This is a genomic window from Devosia faecipullorum, from assembly GCF_015158295.1.
GTDB classification, from domain to species: domain Bacteria; phylum Pseudomonadota; class Alphaproteobacteria; order Rhizobiales; family Devosiaceae; genus Devosia; species Devosia faecipullorum.
This window is the reverse complement of sequence record NZ_JACDXV010000002.1, coordinates 301,019-320,332: the sequence shown is the minus strand read 5'-3', so window position 1 is coordinate 320,332 and position 19,314 is coordinate 301,019. Positions and strand designations below refer to the sequence as shown.

The window sequence follows — 19,314 nt, the reverse complement described above, 5'->3', positions numbered from 1 at the left end:
GGACCAGACCTAAGGATAAAGGCAGGTCATGGTCGCGTCTTCAGAGCAATATTCCCCCAGCGACATCGCCATCGTCGGCATGGCCCTGCGCGTGCCGGGCGCGCGCAATGTGGACGAGTTCTGGAGCAATCTGCGCAATGGCGTGGAATCCATCCGTGACCTGACGGAAGAAGAATTGCTGGACGCCGGCGAATCCGCCACCCGTCTGCACCACCCCAATTATGTCCGTCGCGCCGCTGAATTGCCGGCCATGGAAATGTTCGACGCCGACTTTTTTGGGCTCAGCCCTAAGGAAGCGGCGATCATGGACCCCCAGCATCGCCAATTCCTCGAATGCACCTGGGAGGCCATGGAAGACGCCAATTGCACCGCGGATGAAGATCGTGGGCCGGTCGGTGTCTTTGCCGGCTGCGGCATGGGCAGCTATTTCTATTTCAACGTCTGCAGCAATCGTCAGCTCGTTGATCAGGTCGGCATGTTCCTGTTGCGCCATACCGGCAATGACAAGGATTTTCTCGCGACCCGCGCCTCCTTTCTCTTCGACCTGCACGGACCCAGCGTCAATGTGCAGACCGCCTGCTCGACCTCGCTGGTGGCGGTGCACATGGCCTGCCAGAGCCTTCTGGCCGGTGAGTGCGAGACTGCAATTGCCGGCGGCGTCACCATCGAATTGCCGCATCGCCGGGGCTATCTGTTCCAGGAGGGCGAAATCCTCTCCCCCGACGGTCATTGCCGTGCCTTCGACCATCGCGCCGCCGGGACGGTCTTTGGCAGCGGCGTCGGCGTCGTCGTGCTGAAGCGCCTGTCCGATGCGCTGGACAACGGGGACATCATTCACGCCATCGTGCGCGGCACCGCCGTCAACAATGACGGCGCCAGCAAAGCCACCTATCTGGCGCCCAGCGTCACCGGACAGGCCGAGGCGATCCTGGAAGCACAGGGTCTGGCCGGCGTCAGCGCCGACAGTATCCAATATGTCGAATGCCACGGCACCGGCACATATCTGGGCGACCCCATCGAGATTGAAGCCCTGACCCAGGCGTTTCGCCAGAGCACCGACAAGCGCGGGTTCTGCCGCGTCGGCTCGGTCAAATCCAATATCGGTCATCTCGACACCGCTGCCGGCGTGGTCAGCCTGATCAAGACCACGCTCGCACTCAAGCACGGGGAAATCCCCGCAACGCTGGGCTTCGAAAAACCCAATCCGGCGGTTAAATTCGCCGACACTCCTTTCGTGGTGAATGATCGCCTCACCCCATGGCCACAAACCTCTGCGCCCCGCCGTGCCGCCGTCAATTCGCTGGGCGTGGGCGGCACCAATGCCCATGTGGTGATCGAGGCAGCGCCTCTTCCCGCAGCCCGCGCCGCCACGGCGGACGATCGGCCGCACCTTTTCATGTTCTCCGCCAAGCACCGCAAGCCGCTCGATCAGGGCATGGTCCGCCTGTCATCCGCCCTTGCCGCCGATCCGGCGCTGCAAATATCCGATGCCAGTTACACGCTTTATTCCGGCCGCAAGCATTTCGAGCACCGGCGGGTACTGGCGGCGCGGGATCGGGACGAGGCGATAGCGTTGCTGGCCACGCCCGAGACGAGGCGGGCATTCACCCATCAGGCCCTCGAAGCCCCTGCCGGCGCGGTCTTTCTGTTTCCCGGCGGCGGCGCGCAGCATCCCGGCATGGCCCGCAGCCTCTACAAAGAGGATGCCCAGTTCCGCGCCATCGTCGAAGAGGCCCTATCCGGCCTCGATCCGGCGGCCGCTGCTGAAATCCGCCATGTCTGGCTTGACGATCAACTGGACGAAGGCGAAGCGGCGGCGCGTTTTCTCAAGCCCTCCATCCAATTGCCTGCCATCTTCATCGTTGAAGTGGCCGTGGCCCGCCATTGGATGCGACACGGCATCATGCCCAATGCCCTGATGGGCCATTCCATGGGCGAGAACGCCGCCGCCTGCGTTGCCGGAGTCATCAGCCTGCGCGACGCAGTGCAATTGCTGCGGCTACGAGGCGAATTGTTCGACACTATTCCCCCCGGCGGCATGCTGAGCATTGCCCTCGCGCCCGACGCCCTGCGCGCCATGCTGCCCCCGAGCCTCGACATCGCCTCGGTCAATGCCCCCAAGCTCTGCGTGGTTTCGGGCCGAAACGAGGATCTGGACGCATTCCGGCTCTCCCTCGAACAGCGGAGTATCGAAGCCGTTCGCGTACCGATCGACATCGCAGCCCATTCGCGTATGCTCGACGCTATCCTGCCGCGCTTCGAAGCTTTCCTGCGCAGCATCAGGCTCAATGCGCCAAAGATCCCCATCATCTCCAACCTGACCGGCGACTGGCTGACGGAAAAAGAGGCGCGCGATCCGGCCTATTGGGCGCGCCATCTGCGCTCGACTGTGGAGTTCGGGCGCGGCGCGGCGCTGCTGGCGCAACAGCCCGATCGTGTCTTCATCGAAGTTGGGCCGGGGCGGACATTGTCCTCGCTGGTCAAGCTGCAGCCAGCCATCGCTGCCAACCAGGTTTTCAACAGCCTGCCGCATGCTGATGACGACACCGATGACCGCCTCCATCTGCTGACGGCGCTGGGCCGGGCCTGGGCACTTGGCCTTTCACCCGAGCTCGACACCCTCTGGCAGGGCAGCGGGGCAAGACGCGTGTCGCTTCCTGCCTATGCCTTCAACCATCAGCGCTTCTTCATCGCGCCCGGCCAAGCGTCAGGCAATGACCAGGCGACCGAAACCGACATCGCCCGCATCAAGGACATTGCCGATTGGGGATTCAGGCCGGTCTGGCGACGCTCGGTGGCCGATATCGCTATCGATGCCCATAGCGAACCAAGATCCTTCCTGATTTTTTGCGACGACACTGGCCTTGGTGCGGAACTGATCGCCAGCCTGCGGCGCAACGGCCATAAGGTGATCAGCGTCACTCCCGGCGATACATTCGCCCAGCACTCGGCAGAAGATTACGTTCTCTGCCCCGAAGACGGCCGCGCCGGTTATGATGCGCTCATCGCCGCCATTGGTGCCGAAGGCGAGTTCCCGACCAACATAGTCCATCTCTGGCTCAATACTGGGGAGGAAAGCCACCGCCCCGGCTCGACTTTCTTCAATCGCCTGCAGGAACAGGGCTTTTATAGCCTGCTCTTTCTCGCCCAGGCGCTCGATGAAGCCGGCAGGCCGGAGGAAACCCAGCTGCACGTGGTCACCAACGGCATGCAGCGGGTCGGCGATGAGCCCCTGCCCTATCCGGAAAAAGCCACGATTCTGGGCCCCGGCCTGACCATTCCCAAGGAGATGGCCGGCCTTTCGGTGCGCCTGATCGACCTCGGCCTTGCCGAGACAAAAACTGCGTTCTCCAAGTTTAGAGAGCAAAAGTCGGCCCTTATCGAGCAATTGGAGGAAGACCTTCTGGCCCCGCACGGCTCCGAAGTGCTCACCTATCGGCAGGGGCGGCGCTGGACGCTGCACCACGAAAAGCTCGCCCTTCCAGAGCCGTCCTCGCAAAATCCCCTCTTCCGTCGCAACGGCGTCTATCTCATCACCGGTGGCCTCGGAGATCTCGCCCTGACCATGGCCCGGCATTTGACCGAACGCTTCGCTGCGAACGTGGTCCTGACCGGACGTGCCACCCTGCCCGAGCGGGCGGATTGGCCGCTCTATCAGCTGACCCATGGCAGCAATGATCGGCGCTACCGCGCCATCGAGCAGATCGAGGCGATGGAACAAGCCGGCCATAAAGTTCTTTATGTGTCTGGCGATGTCGGCAATCCCGAGGACATGGCCGGGGTAGTCGCGGCGGCCAATGCCTCTTTTGGCCCGATCAATGGCGTCCTGCACGCCGCCGGCCTCGTCGATGACGCGCTCATGGCGGTGAAATCGCTGCCGCAGATCGAAAACGTGCTCACCCCCAAGCTCCACGGCACCATGGTTTTGGACCAATTGTTCCGTGACGTTCCGCTCGATCTTTTCGTGCTCTTCTCCTCGACCAGTACTGACACCGCTCCGGCTGGCCAGGTCGATTATGTCGCCGCCAACGCCTATCTCAACGCCTATGCAGAGGCACAGGCGCACCGCACGGATCGTCAGATCCTTTCCATCCATTGGGGCATCTGGAACGAGATCGGCCTTGCCGCCCGCGCCACCAATCTGGACACCTCACGGCAAAATGCGCCGACAAGCTGGCCCGCCAAAGGGCCATTCTTTACCCATTGGGTGCGCGACAGCGGCGCGGCTCCCGCGCTTGAAGTCGAGATCAGCCCCCGGACCCATTGGCTTCTGGCGGAACATCGCACCGCATCGGGTCAGGCCGTCATTCCGGGCACCGGCTATATCGAGATGATCGCACAGGCGGCCAATGAATGCGACCTGGGCTCCGGCTTCGTCATCAGCGATCTGGTCTTCCTCGCGCCCCTGGCCATTGCCGACGGCGAGAGCGCAAATCTGCGGCTGCGCATGACCGGCAATGGCTCCGGCTACGATGTCGCGATCGAAGCCAGGAGCGGCGCAGGCGCTTTTGTCACCCATGCCGAGGCCCGCCTCGATACCAGAATCGCGCCTGAGCGCAGCACCAAGATCGACCTCGCCGGAATTTCCGGCGGTGCGATTATCCGCTCGCCATTGTCGGCGGCGTTGAAATCGGTTCAGGATGGAAAAATCCAGTTCGGCCCGCGCTGGCAGGTGCTGCGCGCCCAAGCCATCGGCACAAGCGAAGCCGCCGCCGAACTCCGCCTCGCCGAGACATTCCGCGCCGATCTTGAGAACGGCGTCCAGCTCCATCCGGCATTGCTCGATATCGCCACCGGCTTCGCCATGGGCCTTGTGCCCGAATATGCTTCTTCCGACACGCTTTGGGTGCCCATGTCCTATGGCGCCATCCGCGTCCATGACACTTTGCCGGAGGCGATCCTGAGCCATGTCCGGCTCGACGCAAATGGCACGGCAGATGGCTATGCCGCGTTTGACATCACCATCACCGATTCTGCGGGAAAAATCGTGCTCGAGGCCGACCGCTTCGTCATGAAGCGCCTCGATGGCGGCTTCGCCGCTCCCGCCCCCCAGCGCGCGCGCCATGCCGAACCGCACGAGGCCACGTCCAGCCCGGCGTCCCAGCAATTGGCTGCCCTGGTGCGCAATGGCATCGGCCCACAGGACGGCTTCGACGCCATGCTGCGGGCCATCGCGACCCGCCGGCCCCAGCCCATCATCAGTTCGATGGACCTGGCGGCGCTGAAACACCGGACCAGCATGGGACCAGAACCGGCAAAGGAGGCCGATGCGGGCTTTGAGCGTCCCGATCTCGACATCGAATTCGTCGCCCCCGGCTCGGCGGTCGAAGAAGTCCTTGCCGGGTTCTGGCGGGAATTGCTGGGTATTGAGCGGATCGGCATTCACGACAATTTCTTCGATCTCGGCGGACATTCGCTGATCGCGGTCAGGTTGTTCCGGATGATCAAGAAGGCGTTTTCTCTCGACCTGCCGATCTCAGTGCTGTTCGAAGCGCCAACCATTGCCACCTGCGCCGCGATCATCGCCGCACAGGCGCCGGCCAGCGATGTCGCAGAGCTTGCGCAGCCGGAGAGCGGCGCAAAAAGGCGGCTCACTCATCTCGTGCCGATGAGCCAAGGCAAGGGCGGCGATGCGTCGCCGATCTTCATTTGCGCCGGCATGTTCGGCAATCTGCTCAATCTGCGCCAGCTGGCCCTGCAACTCGGCGCCAATCGCCCCGTCTATGGATTGCAGGCGCGCGGGCTCTATGGCGACCAGGAGCCGCACCTGACCTTCGAGGCGGCGGCCAGCGATTACCTGGCCGAAATCCGCAGCGTGAAACCCAAGGGGCCTTACATTTTGGGCGGTTTCTCCGGCGGCGGCCTCATCGCCTATGAAATGGCGCAGCAATTGCGGCAGCAAGGCGAGGAGGTTTCCCTGCTGGTCATGCTCGATACGCCGCTGCCCCGACAGACCCCACTATCGCTGCTCGATCGCGTCCATATGAAGCTGCAGGATGTCCGGCGCCATGGCGTTAATTTTTTCGGCGAATGGCTAAAAAGCCGCCGCGACTGGAAACGGGTGCAGGCGGAAAAGCAGCTGGCCGCCAGCCAGGAACAGTCTGGCAGTCAATTCCATAATGCCAGGATCGAGGCGGCCTTTTACGAGGCGCTGAAGCATTATCAGGTCAAGCCCTATTCCGGCGCGGTGCTGTTGCTGAGGCCGAGAGCGGAAGTGCTTTACCGTCTCAGCGGCGGACGGCGTCTCCAGACCGGGCGCAATGTCGTGCTCGACGACAATGGCTGGTCACCCTATGTCGAAGCACTCGATGTTCAGGAAGTGCCGGGCGACCATGACAGCATGGTACTCGAGCCCTATGTGCGGGTTCTGGCCAGCAAGCTGAAGAAGCGACTGGGGCCCGGACTATAGGCTCCAGCCACTATTTGAGGTTCAATGCTGCCGTGGGAATGCTGGAGCCGAAGAGACTGGTGATCAGCCCGGTTTCAGCGGCAAGAGTATATTCTGCGGCAAGACGCTCGAAGCGGGCATTGATCAGGCTCACCCGGGCCGCACCGAGATTTTCGAGCGCGCGCACTTCATCCATCAGCGTGCGCCCGCCCACCTTCCGCTCGGCCTGGATGCCAACGACAAAGGTTTGGGCGCTATCGAGTTCGGCCTGGGCCAGCGCCTGCATGCGCCGCGCCTGCTCGCGCCGGTCAAAGGCGATGCGCACCGCCGTCGCGACGCCCGCTTTGGCCGCCTCGCTGTCATATTGGGCTGCAAGCATTTCGTCCGAGCGCTGGTTCTTGGTCGCACCGCCAACGCCGCTGAAGTCGAACGGCATCGAGAACTGAACCTGCGCCCGCGCTCCATTGGCCAACCCGGCCTCGGAAAGGCTCGTGGTTTCTCCGTAGAGCTGCAATTGGGCCGACACGGACGGCCCCATCAGGCCATCGGCCTCCCGGACGCGCGAGGATGCGGCGTCCACGGCTGCGGTGCGGCTCTGCACCCGCGGATTGTTGCGCAACGCAATATCGATCAGGGCCTGCTGGTTCTTGTCAAGACCGAGGCCGGAGACATCGGGCAAGCGACTGGAGGCCGAAACACCATAGCGCTTGACCGTGGTGCTGGCTTCGTTGAGCACCAGCTTGGCCGCCACGACCGACATGGCGTTGCGCGACAATTGACGGTCGATCTCATCGAGATCGAGACGGCTGGCGGCGCTGACGGCAATTTCGTCCTCGACGCCCCTGCGCAGGCTGGCAACCGCGTTCTGGTAATTGTCGAGGGCCGCGATCACCTCCTGTTGCTGCCTGATGGTCAGAAGCGAGATGGCGATTTCATAGGCCGTTGCCACGCGACGGTCGCCGGCATTGGCGCTGGCCACGCGATATTCCGCCCGGGCGGTATCGGCGGCAGCATCCGCGCCACTGCGGTAGATCGGCACATTGAGCGACAGCGCATAGGAATAGTCGCTGGAGGCCGACTGGCCACCATAACCCATGCCACCCGTTTGCGCCCCCAGCCCGGTCTGGAACACCAGGTCGGGACGATTGGCGGCCAACACGCGCTCGATTTCCCGCGCGGCGGCGCTGGAACGGGCCTCTGCTGCCCGCACTTCGGGGGCAGCGGAAATCGGACCAAAGGCGGAGACGTCGCTGCCAGGGTCACCCAGTTCCGGGGGCAGGCATTCGGCGCGCGTCGCGGTGCCCAGACATCCAGAAGTGGCGCTCTGGTGTGTAGAATTGCGGGCGCAACCCGACAACAGGACGGCGACGAGCGTCACCAAGGCAAATGAGACGGCAATCGGACGGTTTCGCAACTTACAATACCCCATTTACGCTGGGCATACCGACCCGCATGAACGCGCTGATCAGCCTTTATGGGTAACCACATGTAAATGAACAGGGTAAACAAACCTCTAAATCAATATTTAGAAAATCTTAAGGTTCAAATAAAAGTACTAAAATCAGTATTTTACATTTTTGACCGGAATTACATCAATCCGGCGAGCCAAGACCTCGGCGCATCAAGAATATTACCCCCAAAATGTGGGCCACCCATGCCATTATTCGGCAATATTCCGACAACAGACGGCCTCGATCTTTGCCGGTCCTTTGCGCGCCCATCGTCACAGCGCTGCGCCAAAACCCGCTTTGGTGCGGTTAACTTAATCGGACGAGGTTGATTGGGCGCGGCGGGCGGACATGCTAACCCATGAACAAAGTCACACCATGCCAGGGAAATTGCGTGGCGCAGGAACATATTGGGGGCGCTTTCACCGAAAGGCGCCGCAGCAGGCGGATCGAGATAAACCGCGCGCCCTTAAGCTGGCTGATGGGCCTGGTCGAGGGCGCCTCGGCGTTTCTGGTCGTCATCGCGCCGCCTCTTGTCTATCATAATCTCAATGCGATGCCGCTCCAGGGCAGTCTCCTGTTGCTCTATGTCGGCTTTGCCGTTCTGGTCGGCATTCTTTATGGCGCAGCCGGAGCCATCTCGGTCGGCCGCTTCCTCGACAATATTCAATCCGGACAATCCGGCATCGCCGAAGGTATTCTTGGCTGGACTTTGGCCTTCGCCGTGGCTCTGTTCTTCGCCTTCCTCTTGGGCCTGATCGGGTCGCTGTCGCGTGTCTCGCTGATTTCGGGCTTCCTGATCGGGGCGCCGGTGCTCATCACCTTGCGAGGCATTGCCTATTCCGCCCTGCGCAATCACGTGCATCAGGGTCGCCTGCAATATCGAAAAGTCGGGGTGATCGGCAGCGAAATCGACATGGCGCGCTTCCTCGTCAACGGCCAGCTCTGGCGCGTCGGCTACCGCCTTGCCGGGTCTCTGTCGCTCGAAAAAATTCTGGATGCCGAGGGCAATCTGCGCAAGGACGTCATCCAGGAGACGGCGCAGCGCTGGATCGCATTGGGGACGCAATATGTCATCGTCGTGGGGGAGTTGAACGATCTGGACGATCTCGAACGCCTGACCCGGGAATTCAAACGCTATTCCGTCAGCGTGATCGGCGTGCCGGCCACCGACAATACCTCGCTGCGCTTCCTCGATATTGTGCCGCTGGGACTGACGGGCGGCGGCATTCGCGTGCTGCGCGCGCCGCTCGATCATGCATCGGTGGCGCTCAAACGCGCGTTCGATGTCGTCGGCAGTCTGGTCGGCCTTTTGCTGCTTTCTCCGCTTTTCCTGGTCGCGGCCATCGCGATCAAACTCGAAGGCCCCGGTCCCGTCTTCTTCCGCCAGGCACGGCGCGGTTTCAATGGCGAGCCATTCTTCATCTGGAAGCTACGGTCCATGACCACCATGGAAGACGGCAACAATATGCGCCAGGTCAGCATCGGCGACAGTCGCGTAACCCGGGTGGGCCGTTTCATCCGCGCCACCTCGATCGATGAACTGCCTCAATTTGTAAACGTGCTGAAGGGCGAGATGAGCATTGTGGGACCCCGCCCCCATGCGCTGATGCATGATGGCGAACTTGCCGTGCAACTCGAAGACTATGCCTATCGTCAACGCATCAAGCCGGGCATTACCGGCTGGGCCCAGATCAATGGCTATCGCGGCCCAACCAATGATTTCCGCGATCTTGAAGCGCGGACGGAACACGACCTTTATTATATCGACAATTGGTCGATATTTCTCGATTGCTGGATCGTGTTGCTCACCGTCTTTTCAAGAAAGACTCGCCAGAACGCCTTTTAGCAGCCTCTGCCATCCATCTGAGCCAGGACGCGTTCGGATCCGGCGATCATCGCCCCACACGATGATCGCCACAGGCAGGATTCTGGGTTGCGCGAGGCTGCTCCGCATCCCAGATCAGATCCGCACTTCCCTGTTGCCGCCCGACATGCGCATGAGCAGCAGAAGCGACAGCATGGTCAGGACCAGTAGAATGGTCGAGAGCGCCGCCGCCGTCCCCAATTGCCCGCGAATGACCTGTGCATAGATGCCCAGCGCCAGGGTCTGGGTCGACGTATTGTAGAGAAAGAGCGTGGTGCTGAGTTCGGTGATGATGGTCACCCAGCTCAGCACGGCACCCGCGAGAATGCCGGGCGCCAGGGCCGGCACCACGATCTGGATCAATGTCCTCGTCTTGGATGCGCCCAGGCTCACGGCCGCTTCCTCAATGCTCGGACTGAACTGGTACATCAACGCAGTCGTCGAGCGCACCGTATAGGGCAGGCGGCGGATGGCCAGCGCCAGAACCATGATGGCAAAACTGCCCGTCAGCACCAGGGGCGGCTGACTATAGGCGGTAATCAGGGCAATGCCGATGACGAGGCCCGGTACCACATATGGGATCATCGTCATGGTATCGAGCAGGCCGGTCAGCGCGTTCTTGCGGCGCACCGTAAGATACGAAACCAGCACGGCCACCATGACCAATAGAACCAGCGCCGTGATGCCAATACTGAACGTGTTGCCGATGTACCGGAAAATGTCGCGCTGCGCCGTGATGTAGTTACGGAACGAAAATCCGTCGACAAACTGGCCGTAAAGCGTATTGCGGAACGAGCTGACCACAACGACGATCAGCGGTGCCAGGGCCAGGACGAGGAAGCCATAAACATAGCCATGGATCAGCAGGCCACGCCAGCCGGTCAGACGTTTGGGCTCGATGGGGCGCATGGCCGTCATCGAGAAGGTGCGGCGATCAACGATATATTTCTGGATCAGGAAGACGGCCAAGGTCACTGCGATGACGATGACGGCTACGGCCGAGGCAAAGCTGCGGTCGATGCTGACTTCGCCCACGAATGAGCTGTAGATCAGGACCGGTATGGTGCGGAAGCCTTGGCCGATCAGCATGGGCGTGCCGAAATCGGCAAAGGCACGGACGAAGACCAGCAGGCTGCCGCCGAGCACCGTGGGCAGCAGCAGCGGCATGATGACCTTGGCGGCGCGGCGCCACCCGGTGATCCCCATGCTTTCCGCCGCCTCGAGCAAAGCCACGTCAATGGTGCGCCAGGCCCCCATGAGATAGGTGAAGATCAGCGGCACCAATTGCAGGGTCAGCACCAGGACAATGCCGGCAAAGCCATAGATGCTGGGGGATTCGAGGCCGAGAGTGCTCTGCAGCCAGCGGGTAATCAGACCATTGTTGCCGAGCAGCAAAATCCACGAATATGCCCCGATAAAGGGAGGCGACATCATCGAGGCCAGTATCAGGATCTGAATGATCCGATTGCCGCGCACCTGGAACATGGTCATGAAATAGGCCAGCGGGAATGCGATGACAAAAGCCAGAACGGTCACGCAGACCGTCACCACCAGGCTGTTGAGCAAGGTGCCGTAATAGAGGCGAGAAGAAAAGAAGGTCGAAAAGCCGTCGAGTGAAAACCCGGCTTCATCGGTGACGCTGCTGAACAGGACCGTAATCAATGGCCAAACGACCATGAACAGATAACCGCCGGTCAGCAATAATGCGACCGTGGTCCAACCATCATATTGCTTGGTGCCGCCCGCGTTCACTCTCTTGCTCCGCCCATGATCGAGATGCCGCTGCCGGCATCGAAATAGGTCAGCATCTCGGTGTCAAATTGCAGATGAACCTTGTCGCCACGCTGCCACAATGCGGAGCGACGGGAAAATTCGAGAAATTCCACGGTCTCGCCGGTCTCCAGCCGGGCACGAACCTGCGAATGCGAGCCGAGGAATGTTTCATCCACCACTTCGGCGCCCAGACCAGTATCTGCAGCTCGCACGGCCTCAGGCCGCACCGAGACCTGGACACGACCACCGGCCTCGGAAACAATTCTATTGGTGACGTCGATCGCCTGGTCATCGCCCAGATTCACCATGGCACGGCCATTTTCCCGGCGCAGGTCGCGTTCGAGCAGATTGGTCTTGCCGATAAATTCCGCCACGAAGCGATTGGCCGGATCGCGATAGATTTCGGCCGGCGAACCGACCTGCTGCACCACGCCCAAATTCATCACCGCGATGCGATCGGAAACGGCCATGGCCTCTTCCTGATCGTGTGTCACATAGACCGTGGTAATGCCGGCGTCGCGCTGGGCCTGGCGGATGGTGTCCCGCATCTCGACGCGCAGTTTTGCGTCGAGGTTTGAAAGAGGTTCGTCCATCAACAAGAGCGCCGGCTGGATCACCAGGGCGCGGGCGAGAGCAACACGCTGCTGCTGACCGCCGGACATCTGGCCGGGAAGCCGGTCCTTCAAATGCGCCATGCGGACCGAGTCCAGCGCCTCATTGACCCGCTTCTCGCTTTCAGCGCGGCCAATCTTGCGGGTCTGCAAACCGAAGGCGACATTCTTGGCCGCCGACATATGCGGAAACAGCGCATAATTCTGGAACACCATGCCGATATTCCTTTCGGCAGCGGGGCGATCATTGATCACCACGCCGTCGAAAGCGATGGTGCCGGCCTCAATGGAATTGAAGCCGGCAATCATCCGGAGCAGGGTTGTCTTGCCGCAACCGGAGGGGCCGAGCAGGGTAAAGAACTCGCCATCCCGAATGTCGAGATTGAGATCGGGGATGGCGACCTGACCGGCATATTCCTTGCGGAGAGACTGAAGCGCAATAGTGGTCATCACACCTGCTCCGATTGAAACGCCTCAAGCATCAAGAACGAGCCTCGAGGATTGAACGATACCTGGCGACGATTTCGTCGCGATGGGCGGCGACATAGGGACCATCTTCCTGAACGGTGGGGATGTCTTCCAGTGACGGCAGGCCGGGCTTGACCACGCCGCTGCGCAACGGACGGCCGGCCGTCTGTTCAGCAATGATGGTCTGGCCCTGCTCGGAGATGACGAAGTCGATAAAGGCTTCGGCTGCGGCAGTGTTGGGGCCGCCCTTGATGATCTGGACGGTGGCAGGAAGGAAGGCTGCGCCTTCCGCCGGATATACGATTTCAACCGGCGCGCCACTAAGCACGAAGTTCTGCGACAAAGGTTCATAGGTGAGACCGACAATATATTCGCCATTGGCCACGTCCTGGGCAACCTGACTGGAGGAGCCGATGGAGATGCCATCGAGTTGATCGACCAGCGCCTCCACGTAGTTCCAGCCGGGGTCGGATTCATAATCGCCGCCGACAGCCTTGAGCATATTGGTCAATTGCGCGAAGGCGGAGGAGGAGGCAGTCGGATCGCCGAAGGCGATCTTGCCCTTAAGCGCCGGCTGCAGCAGGTCCGCATAGCTGTCGATCTCGATGCCCGCGGCCGCTACGGCCTGAACGTTGACCAAAAGGTTCGAGCCATCGGCCTGGTAGGGCGTGAAGGCGCCGGTGGCGTTCTTTCCACCCTGAACCATGGCGGCGTCTTCGGGAGAGGTATAGGGCTGCCAGAGTTCGGCATTGACCGCCGCCTGTGCGGCACCGCCACCGAACATCACGTCGCCCTGCGGATTCCCCGCTTCGCTGCGAATGCGGGAATAGAGTTCGCCCGTGCCGGCGGTGATGAGTTGCACCTGCACGCCGGTATTGTCCTCAAAAATCGGAATCAGGCTCTGCAGCATGCCTTCTTCGTTGGGGGTGTAGACCACCAGAACTGACCCGGAAATGCCCTGCGCTTGAGCGCTTGCCGGCGCGATCACAGAAATCGCGGTAGCGAAGAAGGCCGTGGTGGTGATTTTCGTTAGACTGGTCATGGTTTGATCCCTCCGGATTTCAGTGTTGGTCTTGGGCAGACAGGTGTCCGCTTGTGCCCGTTTTAGAAGTGCCCGCTCGTTCCGGCCCCATCGGGCAAAAAGCAATATAGCCGGCGATGCCGCCCAGTGCGAGCGCGATTGCTGACATGCCAATTGGCGCTCCGCCATTCATTCACACAGCCAGCCAGACCCGCGCGTTCATACAAAGTCGTTGACGGGCAATCGGAATGCCTGCTAATACGTATAAATAGCTAATACGTATTAGCGACAGGAGGGAAATTTGGCAGCAGCTAAGCGATTGACCCAAAAGGATATTGCCCAGTTGGCTGGCGTCAGCCAGGCCACCGTCTCGCTTGTTCTGAATGGCACCCCCCTCAGCCACTCGCGCATCCCCGCTGAAACCCGCGAGCGCGTCGAAAAGGTCATCCGCGACACCGGCTATGTTGCCGATCCGGTCGCCCGAAAAATGGTCAAGGGGCTCAACCGCATTCTCGGCGTCTTCACTTACGAGCCCGCCTTTCCCTCCGGCCAGGCCGACTTCTTCACGCCCTTCCTCTTCGGCATCGAAGAGGCCGCGCAGGCCCTCGGCTACGACCTTCTCCTTCTCACCGGCGCTGGCCAGCAGCGCAAGATTTTCGGCGACAATGTCCGTCTCCGTCTGGCCGACGGCTGCGTTATTCTTGGCCGCAAGTTCGACAATACCGAGCTTGCCCGTCTCGTTGCCGGCGATTTCCCATTCGTCGCCGTTGGCCGACGCGACGATGCCGGCGGGCCCGTTCCTTATGTCGGTGGCGATTATGCCCCCGCCACCTCCGCTCTGGTCGAGCGCGCCAAATCCTTCGGCCATCGCCGCATCGCCTATATCGGCCTCAATGAGGGCGCCGAATCCACCGTCGATCGCTGGTACGGCTTTTCCCGCGCCGTCGGCGAAGCCGAACTCGTCACCTCGATCTTCGAGGTCGGCCGGCCCCCCAACGAAATCCTCGACATCCTGCTCGCCGCGGGCGCCACCTGCGTCTTCGTCACCGAACTGGTCGATGCCATCGCCATCGAACACGCCGCCCGCAGCCGTGGCCTCTCCATCCCGGACGACCTCTCCATCGTCGTCCTTGGCAATCACATCCGTGCTGAAGAAGTCGGCCGCCGCTTCACCTCATTCGCCATCCCGCGCGAGGCCATGGCCCGCGCCGCCACTGAAATGCTAGTCCGCCGCGTCGAGCACGATGCCCCGGTGGAGCAGATTCTCCTCCATTGCGAGCCGCTCGAGGGCGACACCCTGGGCGCTCCCTCCTCCAAAACCAAGAAGACCAAATGACCAAAGAACTTTCCGCTGATCTTCTCGTCGTCGGTGGCGGCCTGGGTGGCGTTGCCGCTGCCCTTGGCGCCCTGCGCTCGGGCCGCACCGTCATTCTGACCGAGGAATTCGACTGGCTCGGCGGCCAGCTTACGAGCCAGGCCGTCCCGCCCGATGAGCACTCCTGGGTCGAACAGTTCGGCGTCACGCGCTCCTATCGTCAGCTCCGGAACGGCATCCGCCAATATTATCGCGACCATTATCCGCTGACGGCGGAAAGCCGCGCCTGGGGCGATCTCAATCCAGGCGCCGGCTGGGTCAGCCGCCTCTGCGCCGAGCCGCGCACCGGCCTCGCTGTCATCGAAGCCATGCTCGCTCCCTGGCGCGGCGGCGGTCAGCTCCGTGTCCTCCAACCCTATCTGCCCATCTCAGCCGACGTGCAGAATGACATCGTCCGCGCCATCACCCTCCGCCACCGCGACACCGGCGGTCAAATTACCGTCTCAGCCGCCTATGTCGTCGACGCCACCGAGCTCGGCGACCTGCTGCCCCTCACCGGCACGGAATATGCCAAGGGTTTTGAATCCCGGTCGGATACAGGTGAGCCCAGCGCCCCCGAAACCGCCCAACCCGACAACGTTCAGGCGGTCTCCGTCTGCTTCGCCATCGACCACGTTGACGGCAACCAGGTCATCGACAAGCCGGCCAACTACGATTTCTGGCGCCAGTACCAGCCTGATTTCTGGGGTGGCCCGCTGCTCGGCTTCAAGGCGCCGCATCCGCGCACCCTCGAAATTACCGAGCGCAGCTTCACCCCGAATCCGGATGACGACCCGCTGCTGGTCGATGCCGATCAGCGCCGCAATCCCGGCGACGGCAATCTCTGGACCTTCCGCCGCATCGCCGCCCGCCGCAATTTCGTGCCCAGCGCCTATGGTTCCGATATCTGCCTCGTGAACTGGCCGATGATCGACTACATGCTCGGCTCCATCATCGACGTCTCCGAAGAGGACAAGGCCGCGCATCTGAAATCCGCTGCCGAGCTTTCCTATTCCGTCTTCTATTGGCTCCAGACCGAAGCGCCCCGCCTCGATGGCGGCCAGGGCTTCCCCGGCCTGCGTCTGCGCGGCGACATTACCGGCACCGACCATGGCCTTGCCATGGCCCCCTATATCCGCGAAAGCCGCCGCATCCTGCCCGTCACCCGCATCGTCGAACAGGACGTGTCGATGACCATTCACGGCAAAACGCTTTCCAAGCAATACCGGGACAGCGTTGGCATCGGCATGTACCGCATCGACCTCCACCCCTCGACGGGTGGCGACAATTATGTCGATGTCGAATCCGCGCCGTTCGAAATCCCGCTCGGCTCGCTCCTGCCCCGCCGCGTCAAAAACCTGCTTGCGGGCGGCAAGAACATGGGCACCACCCATATCACCAATGGCTGCTACCGGCTGCATCCGGTCGAATGGAATGTCGGGGAGGTCGCCGGTCTTCTTGCTGCCCATTGTCTGAATAACGGGTTCACGCCGCATCAGGTGCAGGCCGACGACGCCCTGCTCACCGATTTCCAATCTCGTCTTTACGCGGAAGGCATCGAAATCCGCTGGCCGGACGTTCGGGGGTATTGAGATGACCAAGCACATTCTGGACGGCGTGACTGTTCCGCTCGTCACCACCATGACCGAAGATCGCGTGCCGAATGCAGGACTTGCAGAGCCTTTGCTGCGGTCCATGGCGGCGGCCAATATCGACAATATGATGCTGTTGGGGAGCAATGGCGAAGGCGCTCTGCTGCCCGCCGAGCAATCGACACCCTATGCCGTGGAGGCGGCCAGGAACTGGCGCAGCGTGAGCAACGGCGCAAACCTCTTCATCACCGTCTTCGGTGCCGGCACGGAGATCGGCCTGCGCAATGCGCATGCGTTCATGGCGGCCGAACCGGACGCGCTCGTGGTCGCCGCGCCACTCTATTTCGGGCATACCGAAGACGAATTGGCCGATCACTTCGCATCTTTCGCGCAATTCGGCGTGCCGGTAATCGCCTACAATATCCCCCGCTATACCGGCAATCCGATCACGCTCTCCCTGCTCGAGCGGCTGCTGCAGATGCCTCATATCGTGGGCATGAAGGACAGCAGCGTTTCAGACGAGTATCTGCTGGGATCGCTGGCGCTCACCAAGGACCGGCCCGACTTCGCCGTCAGCCAGGGCAATGAAAAGCGGCTCGGCTGGGCCATGGAGGTCGGAGCGCGCGGCGTGACGCCGGGCCTGGCCAATATCGCTCCCAAATTGTGCATGGACATCGTGGCGGCGTCACGCGCAGCCGATTGGGATCGCGTCGCTTTGCTTCAGGACAAGCTGACGGCGCTCACCACCATTCACGGCATTCGCCCCGGCCTGACCTCGATGAAAGCGGCCCTCAGCCTGCTCGGGCTGAGCCCGAAAACACCGGCAGCGCCCTTCCGCGCCTATGAAGAGAGCGAACAGGAACGACTGCGGGCAATTCTGGCGCCCATGCTCGACGAAATCGGCGGGACATTCGCCTGATGTCCCGCGGCCTGTTCAAACGCCTCGGCACGACCCTTCTGGTCGTATGGGGAGCGGTGACCCTGATCTTCCTGCTGATCCGCCTCGCGCCGGGCGATCCGGCACTGGTCATGCTTGGTCCAACCGCGACCGAAGACCAACTCGCGGCCCTGCGGGATCGCCTTGGCCTGGGCGGGTCGCTGGTCCATCAATACGCGATCTTTCTGAAAGATCTGGTCCAGTTCGATTTCGGCATGTCGGTGCGCCTGGGCAAGCCGGCCATGGATGCCGTGCTGGAGCGTTTGCCGGCGACGCTGGAGCTGACCTTTTGGGCGACAATCCTCTCGGTGGGACTGGGCATTCCGCTCGGCGCGCTTGCCGGGCGCCGTCCGGGCGGCTGGGTCGACAAGCTCGTCTCCAGCCTCGCCCTCTTCGGCAAGTCCCTGCCCGGCTTCTGGCTCGGCGTCATTCTCATCCTGATCTTCGCGCGCCAGTTCCGTATTCTGCCCAGCTTCGGCAGCGGCAGTTTCGCCCATCTCATCCTGCCCACGATCACGATGACATTGCCATTCCTGGCCATTGTCATCCGGCTGACGCGCTCCACCGTGGTCGATACGCTGCGGGAGCCCTTCGTGCTGACGGCCTATGCCAAGGGACTGCGCGAACGCGAAGTTCTGGCAGACCATGTGGTGCGCAATTCTCTGCTTCCGGTCGTGACCATGACCGGTTTGCAGCTGACAACGCTGGTCGGGGGCGCCGTGGTCACGGAAACGGTGTTCTCCTGGCCCGGCATCGGCTCGCTGCTGGTGGCGAGCGTGGCCGCGCGAGACTATGCGGTCGTACAGGCCATCGCCATCGTGGTGGCGCTCATGGTGGCTTTCATCAACGTCATCACCGATCTGGTCTATGCCCAGCTCGATCCGCGTATCCGCCTGGGAGGTCAGCAATGAGCCAGGTGGAAATCAACGCCGATGCGCCCAAGCCCTATCGCATCGACTGGGTCATTTTCGGCACGGCCCTGGTGTTCGGCGTCATCGCTCTTGTCGCTATCATTGGCCCCCTGATCCTGCCCTACAGTGCCGCCGACGGCTCCCTGCTGGATCGGCTGAAGCCGCCCGGCACCGTGCTGCGAAACGGCTCCATAGCCTGGATGGGCACGGACGCGATGGGCCGTGACCTCGCAACTCTTGCCGTGCATGGCCTGCGCACCTCGGTCCTAGTCGCAGTGCTGGCCACCCTGATCTCGTGCCTCGTCGGCACGGTGATCGGTGTTGCAGCAGGCTATTGGGGCGGCTGGGTGGACGCCGCCATTTCACGCGCCATCGACATCGTATTGGTCTTTCCAGCCATCTTGCTGGCCATTGTCATCGCGGGACTGTTGGGGCCAAGCCTGCTCAATCTGGTCATCGTGCTGGTGGTCACGAGATGGGTCGTTTTCGCCCGTGTCGCGCGCGCCTCGACCCTCAGCCTGCGCGAGCGGGAATGGGTGCGCGGCGCCCGGGTTCTGGGCGTACCCAACGCCATCGTCATCTTTCGTCACATCGTGCCGTTCCTGGCTGGCCCGCTCGCCAGCGTCGCCACGCTCGAATTCGCCGCCTTCGTCATGACTGAAGCCAGCCTGAGCTTTCTCGGCATCGGTCTGCCGGCCTCGATGGTCTCCTTGGGCAAGATCATCTCCGAAGGTCGCGAACATATCGATCAAGCCTATTGGATCAGCGTCGGGCCCGGCCTGCTGCTCGTTCTGTTGGTGATCGCCATCGGTCTTGTTGGGGACGCGCTTTCCGAGCGCTTCGCCAGCAAAGGCCATCGTTCATGAACTAAAATCTCGAACCAGGAGGATGCTTTGTCGAGACATTTCAATTTCGGAAACCGGATGATTGCGGCCAGTGGCGCC

At 61.9% G+C, this 19,314-nt stretch carries 11 protein-coding genes; 7 read left to right on the top strand and 4 right to left on the bottom strand.

Annotated features, from left to right (window positions below; genetic code table 11):
• Positions 1–28 precede the first annotated feature (28 nt).
• Positions 29–6,409, top strand: coding sequence for a type I polyketide synthase (locus H0482_RS07335; protein WP_193729393.1), 6,381 nt, complete (start codon positions 29–31; stop codon positions 6,407–6,409).
• Positions 6,410–6,419: 10 nt separating this feature from the next.
• Here H0482_RS07335 and H0482_RS07330 read toward each other — a convergent pair whose 3' ends face one another.
• Positions 6,420–7,802 carry a TolC family protein gene (locus H0482_RS07330; RefSeq protein ID WP_193729392.1) on the bottom strand — a complete coding sequence of 461 codons (1,383 nt, stop codon included), beginning with the start codon at positions 7,800–7,802 and terminating at the stop codon, positions 6,420–6,422.
• 428 nt (positions 7,803–8,230) lie between these two features.
• Between H0482_RS07330 and H0482_RS07325 the strand changes: the two genes are divergently transcribed.
• Positions 8,231–9,685: an exopolysaccharide biosynthesis polyprenyl glycosylphosphotransferase gene (locus H0482_RS07325; protein ID WP_193729391.1), complete on the top strand. Its 1,455-nt coding sequence runs from the start codon at positions 8,231–8,233 to the stop codon at positions 9,683–9,685.
• Between the two features lie 114 nt (positions 9,686–9,799).
• On the opposite strand, the gene H0482_RS07320 is transcribed toward H0482_RS07325, so the two are convergent.
• From H0482_RS07320 to H0482_RS07310, 3 genes are read right to left on the bottom strand one after another with little or no spacing between them, the layout of a single operon-like run.
• Entirely contained in the window at positions 9,800–11,455 is a 1,656-nt protein-coding gene (locus H0482_RS07320; RefSeq protein ID WP_210319106.1) for an ABC transporter permease, read from the bottom strand.
• Positions 11,452–12,537: an ABC transporter ATP-binding protein gene (locus tag H0482_RS07315; protein ID WP_193729390.1), complete on the bottom strand. Its 1,086-nt coding sequence runs from the start codon at positions 12,535–12,537 to the stop codon at positions 11,452–11,454. Before H0482_RS07315 ends, H0482_RS07320 begins: the two co-directional genes overlap by 4 nt.
• Before the next feature lie 31 nt (positions 12,538–12,568).
• Positions 12,569–13,597 carry an extracellular solute-binding protein gene (locus H0482_RS07310; RefSeq protein WP_193729389.1) on the bottom strand — a complete coding sequence of 343 codons (1,029 nt, stop codon included), beginning with the start codon at positions 13,595–13,597 and terminating at the stop codon, positions 12,569–12,571.
• Between the two features lie 280 nt (positions 13,598–13,877).
• Here H0482_RS07310 and H0482_RS07305 point away from each other — a divergent pair, with 280 nt between their 5' ends.
• Genes H0482_RS07305 through H0482_RS07285 form a run of 5 tightly spaced genes read left to right on the top strand, consistent with a single transcriptional unit; the run spans position 13,878 to position 19,236 of the window.
• Positions 13,878–14,912: a LacI family DNA-binding transcriptional regulator gene (locus tag H0482_RS07305; RefSeq protein ID WP_193729388.1), complete on the top strand. Its 1,035-nt coding sequence runs from the start codon at positions 13,878–13,880 to the stop codon at positions 14,910–14,912.
• Complete coding sequence (locus tag H0482_RS07300) at positions 14,909–16,522, top strand: FAD-dependent oxidoreductase (RefSeq protein ID WP_193729387.1); 1,614 nt, start codon at positions 14,909–14,911, stop codon at positions 16,520–16,522. The genes H0482_RS07305 and H0482_RS07300 overlap by 4 nt, the downstream gene beginning before the upstream one ends.
• Before the next feature lies 1 nt (position 16,523).
• Positions 16,524–17,441, top strand: coding sequence for a dihydrodipicolinate synthase family protein (locus H0482_RS07295; protein ID WP_193729386.1), 918 nt, complete (start codon positions 16,524–16,526; stop codon positions 17,439–17,441).
• Positions 17,441–18,370, top strand: coding sequence for an ABC transporter permease (locus tag H0482_RS07290; protein WP_193729385.1), 930 nt, complete (start codon positions 17,441–17,443; stop codon positions 18,368–18,370). The genes H0482_RS07295 and H0482_RS07290 overlap by 1 nt, the downstream gene beginning before the upstream one ends.
• Positions 18,367–19,236, top strand: a complete 870-nt coding sequence (locus H0482_RS07285) for an ABC transporter permease (protein WP_193729384.1) — start codon at positions 18,367–18,369, stop codon at positions 19,234–19,236. Before H0482_RS07290 ends, H0482_RS07285 begins: the two co-directional genes overlap by 4 nt.
• The last annotated feature ends 78 nt before the right edge of the window (positions 19,237–19,314 follow it).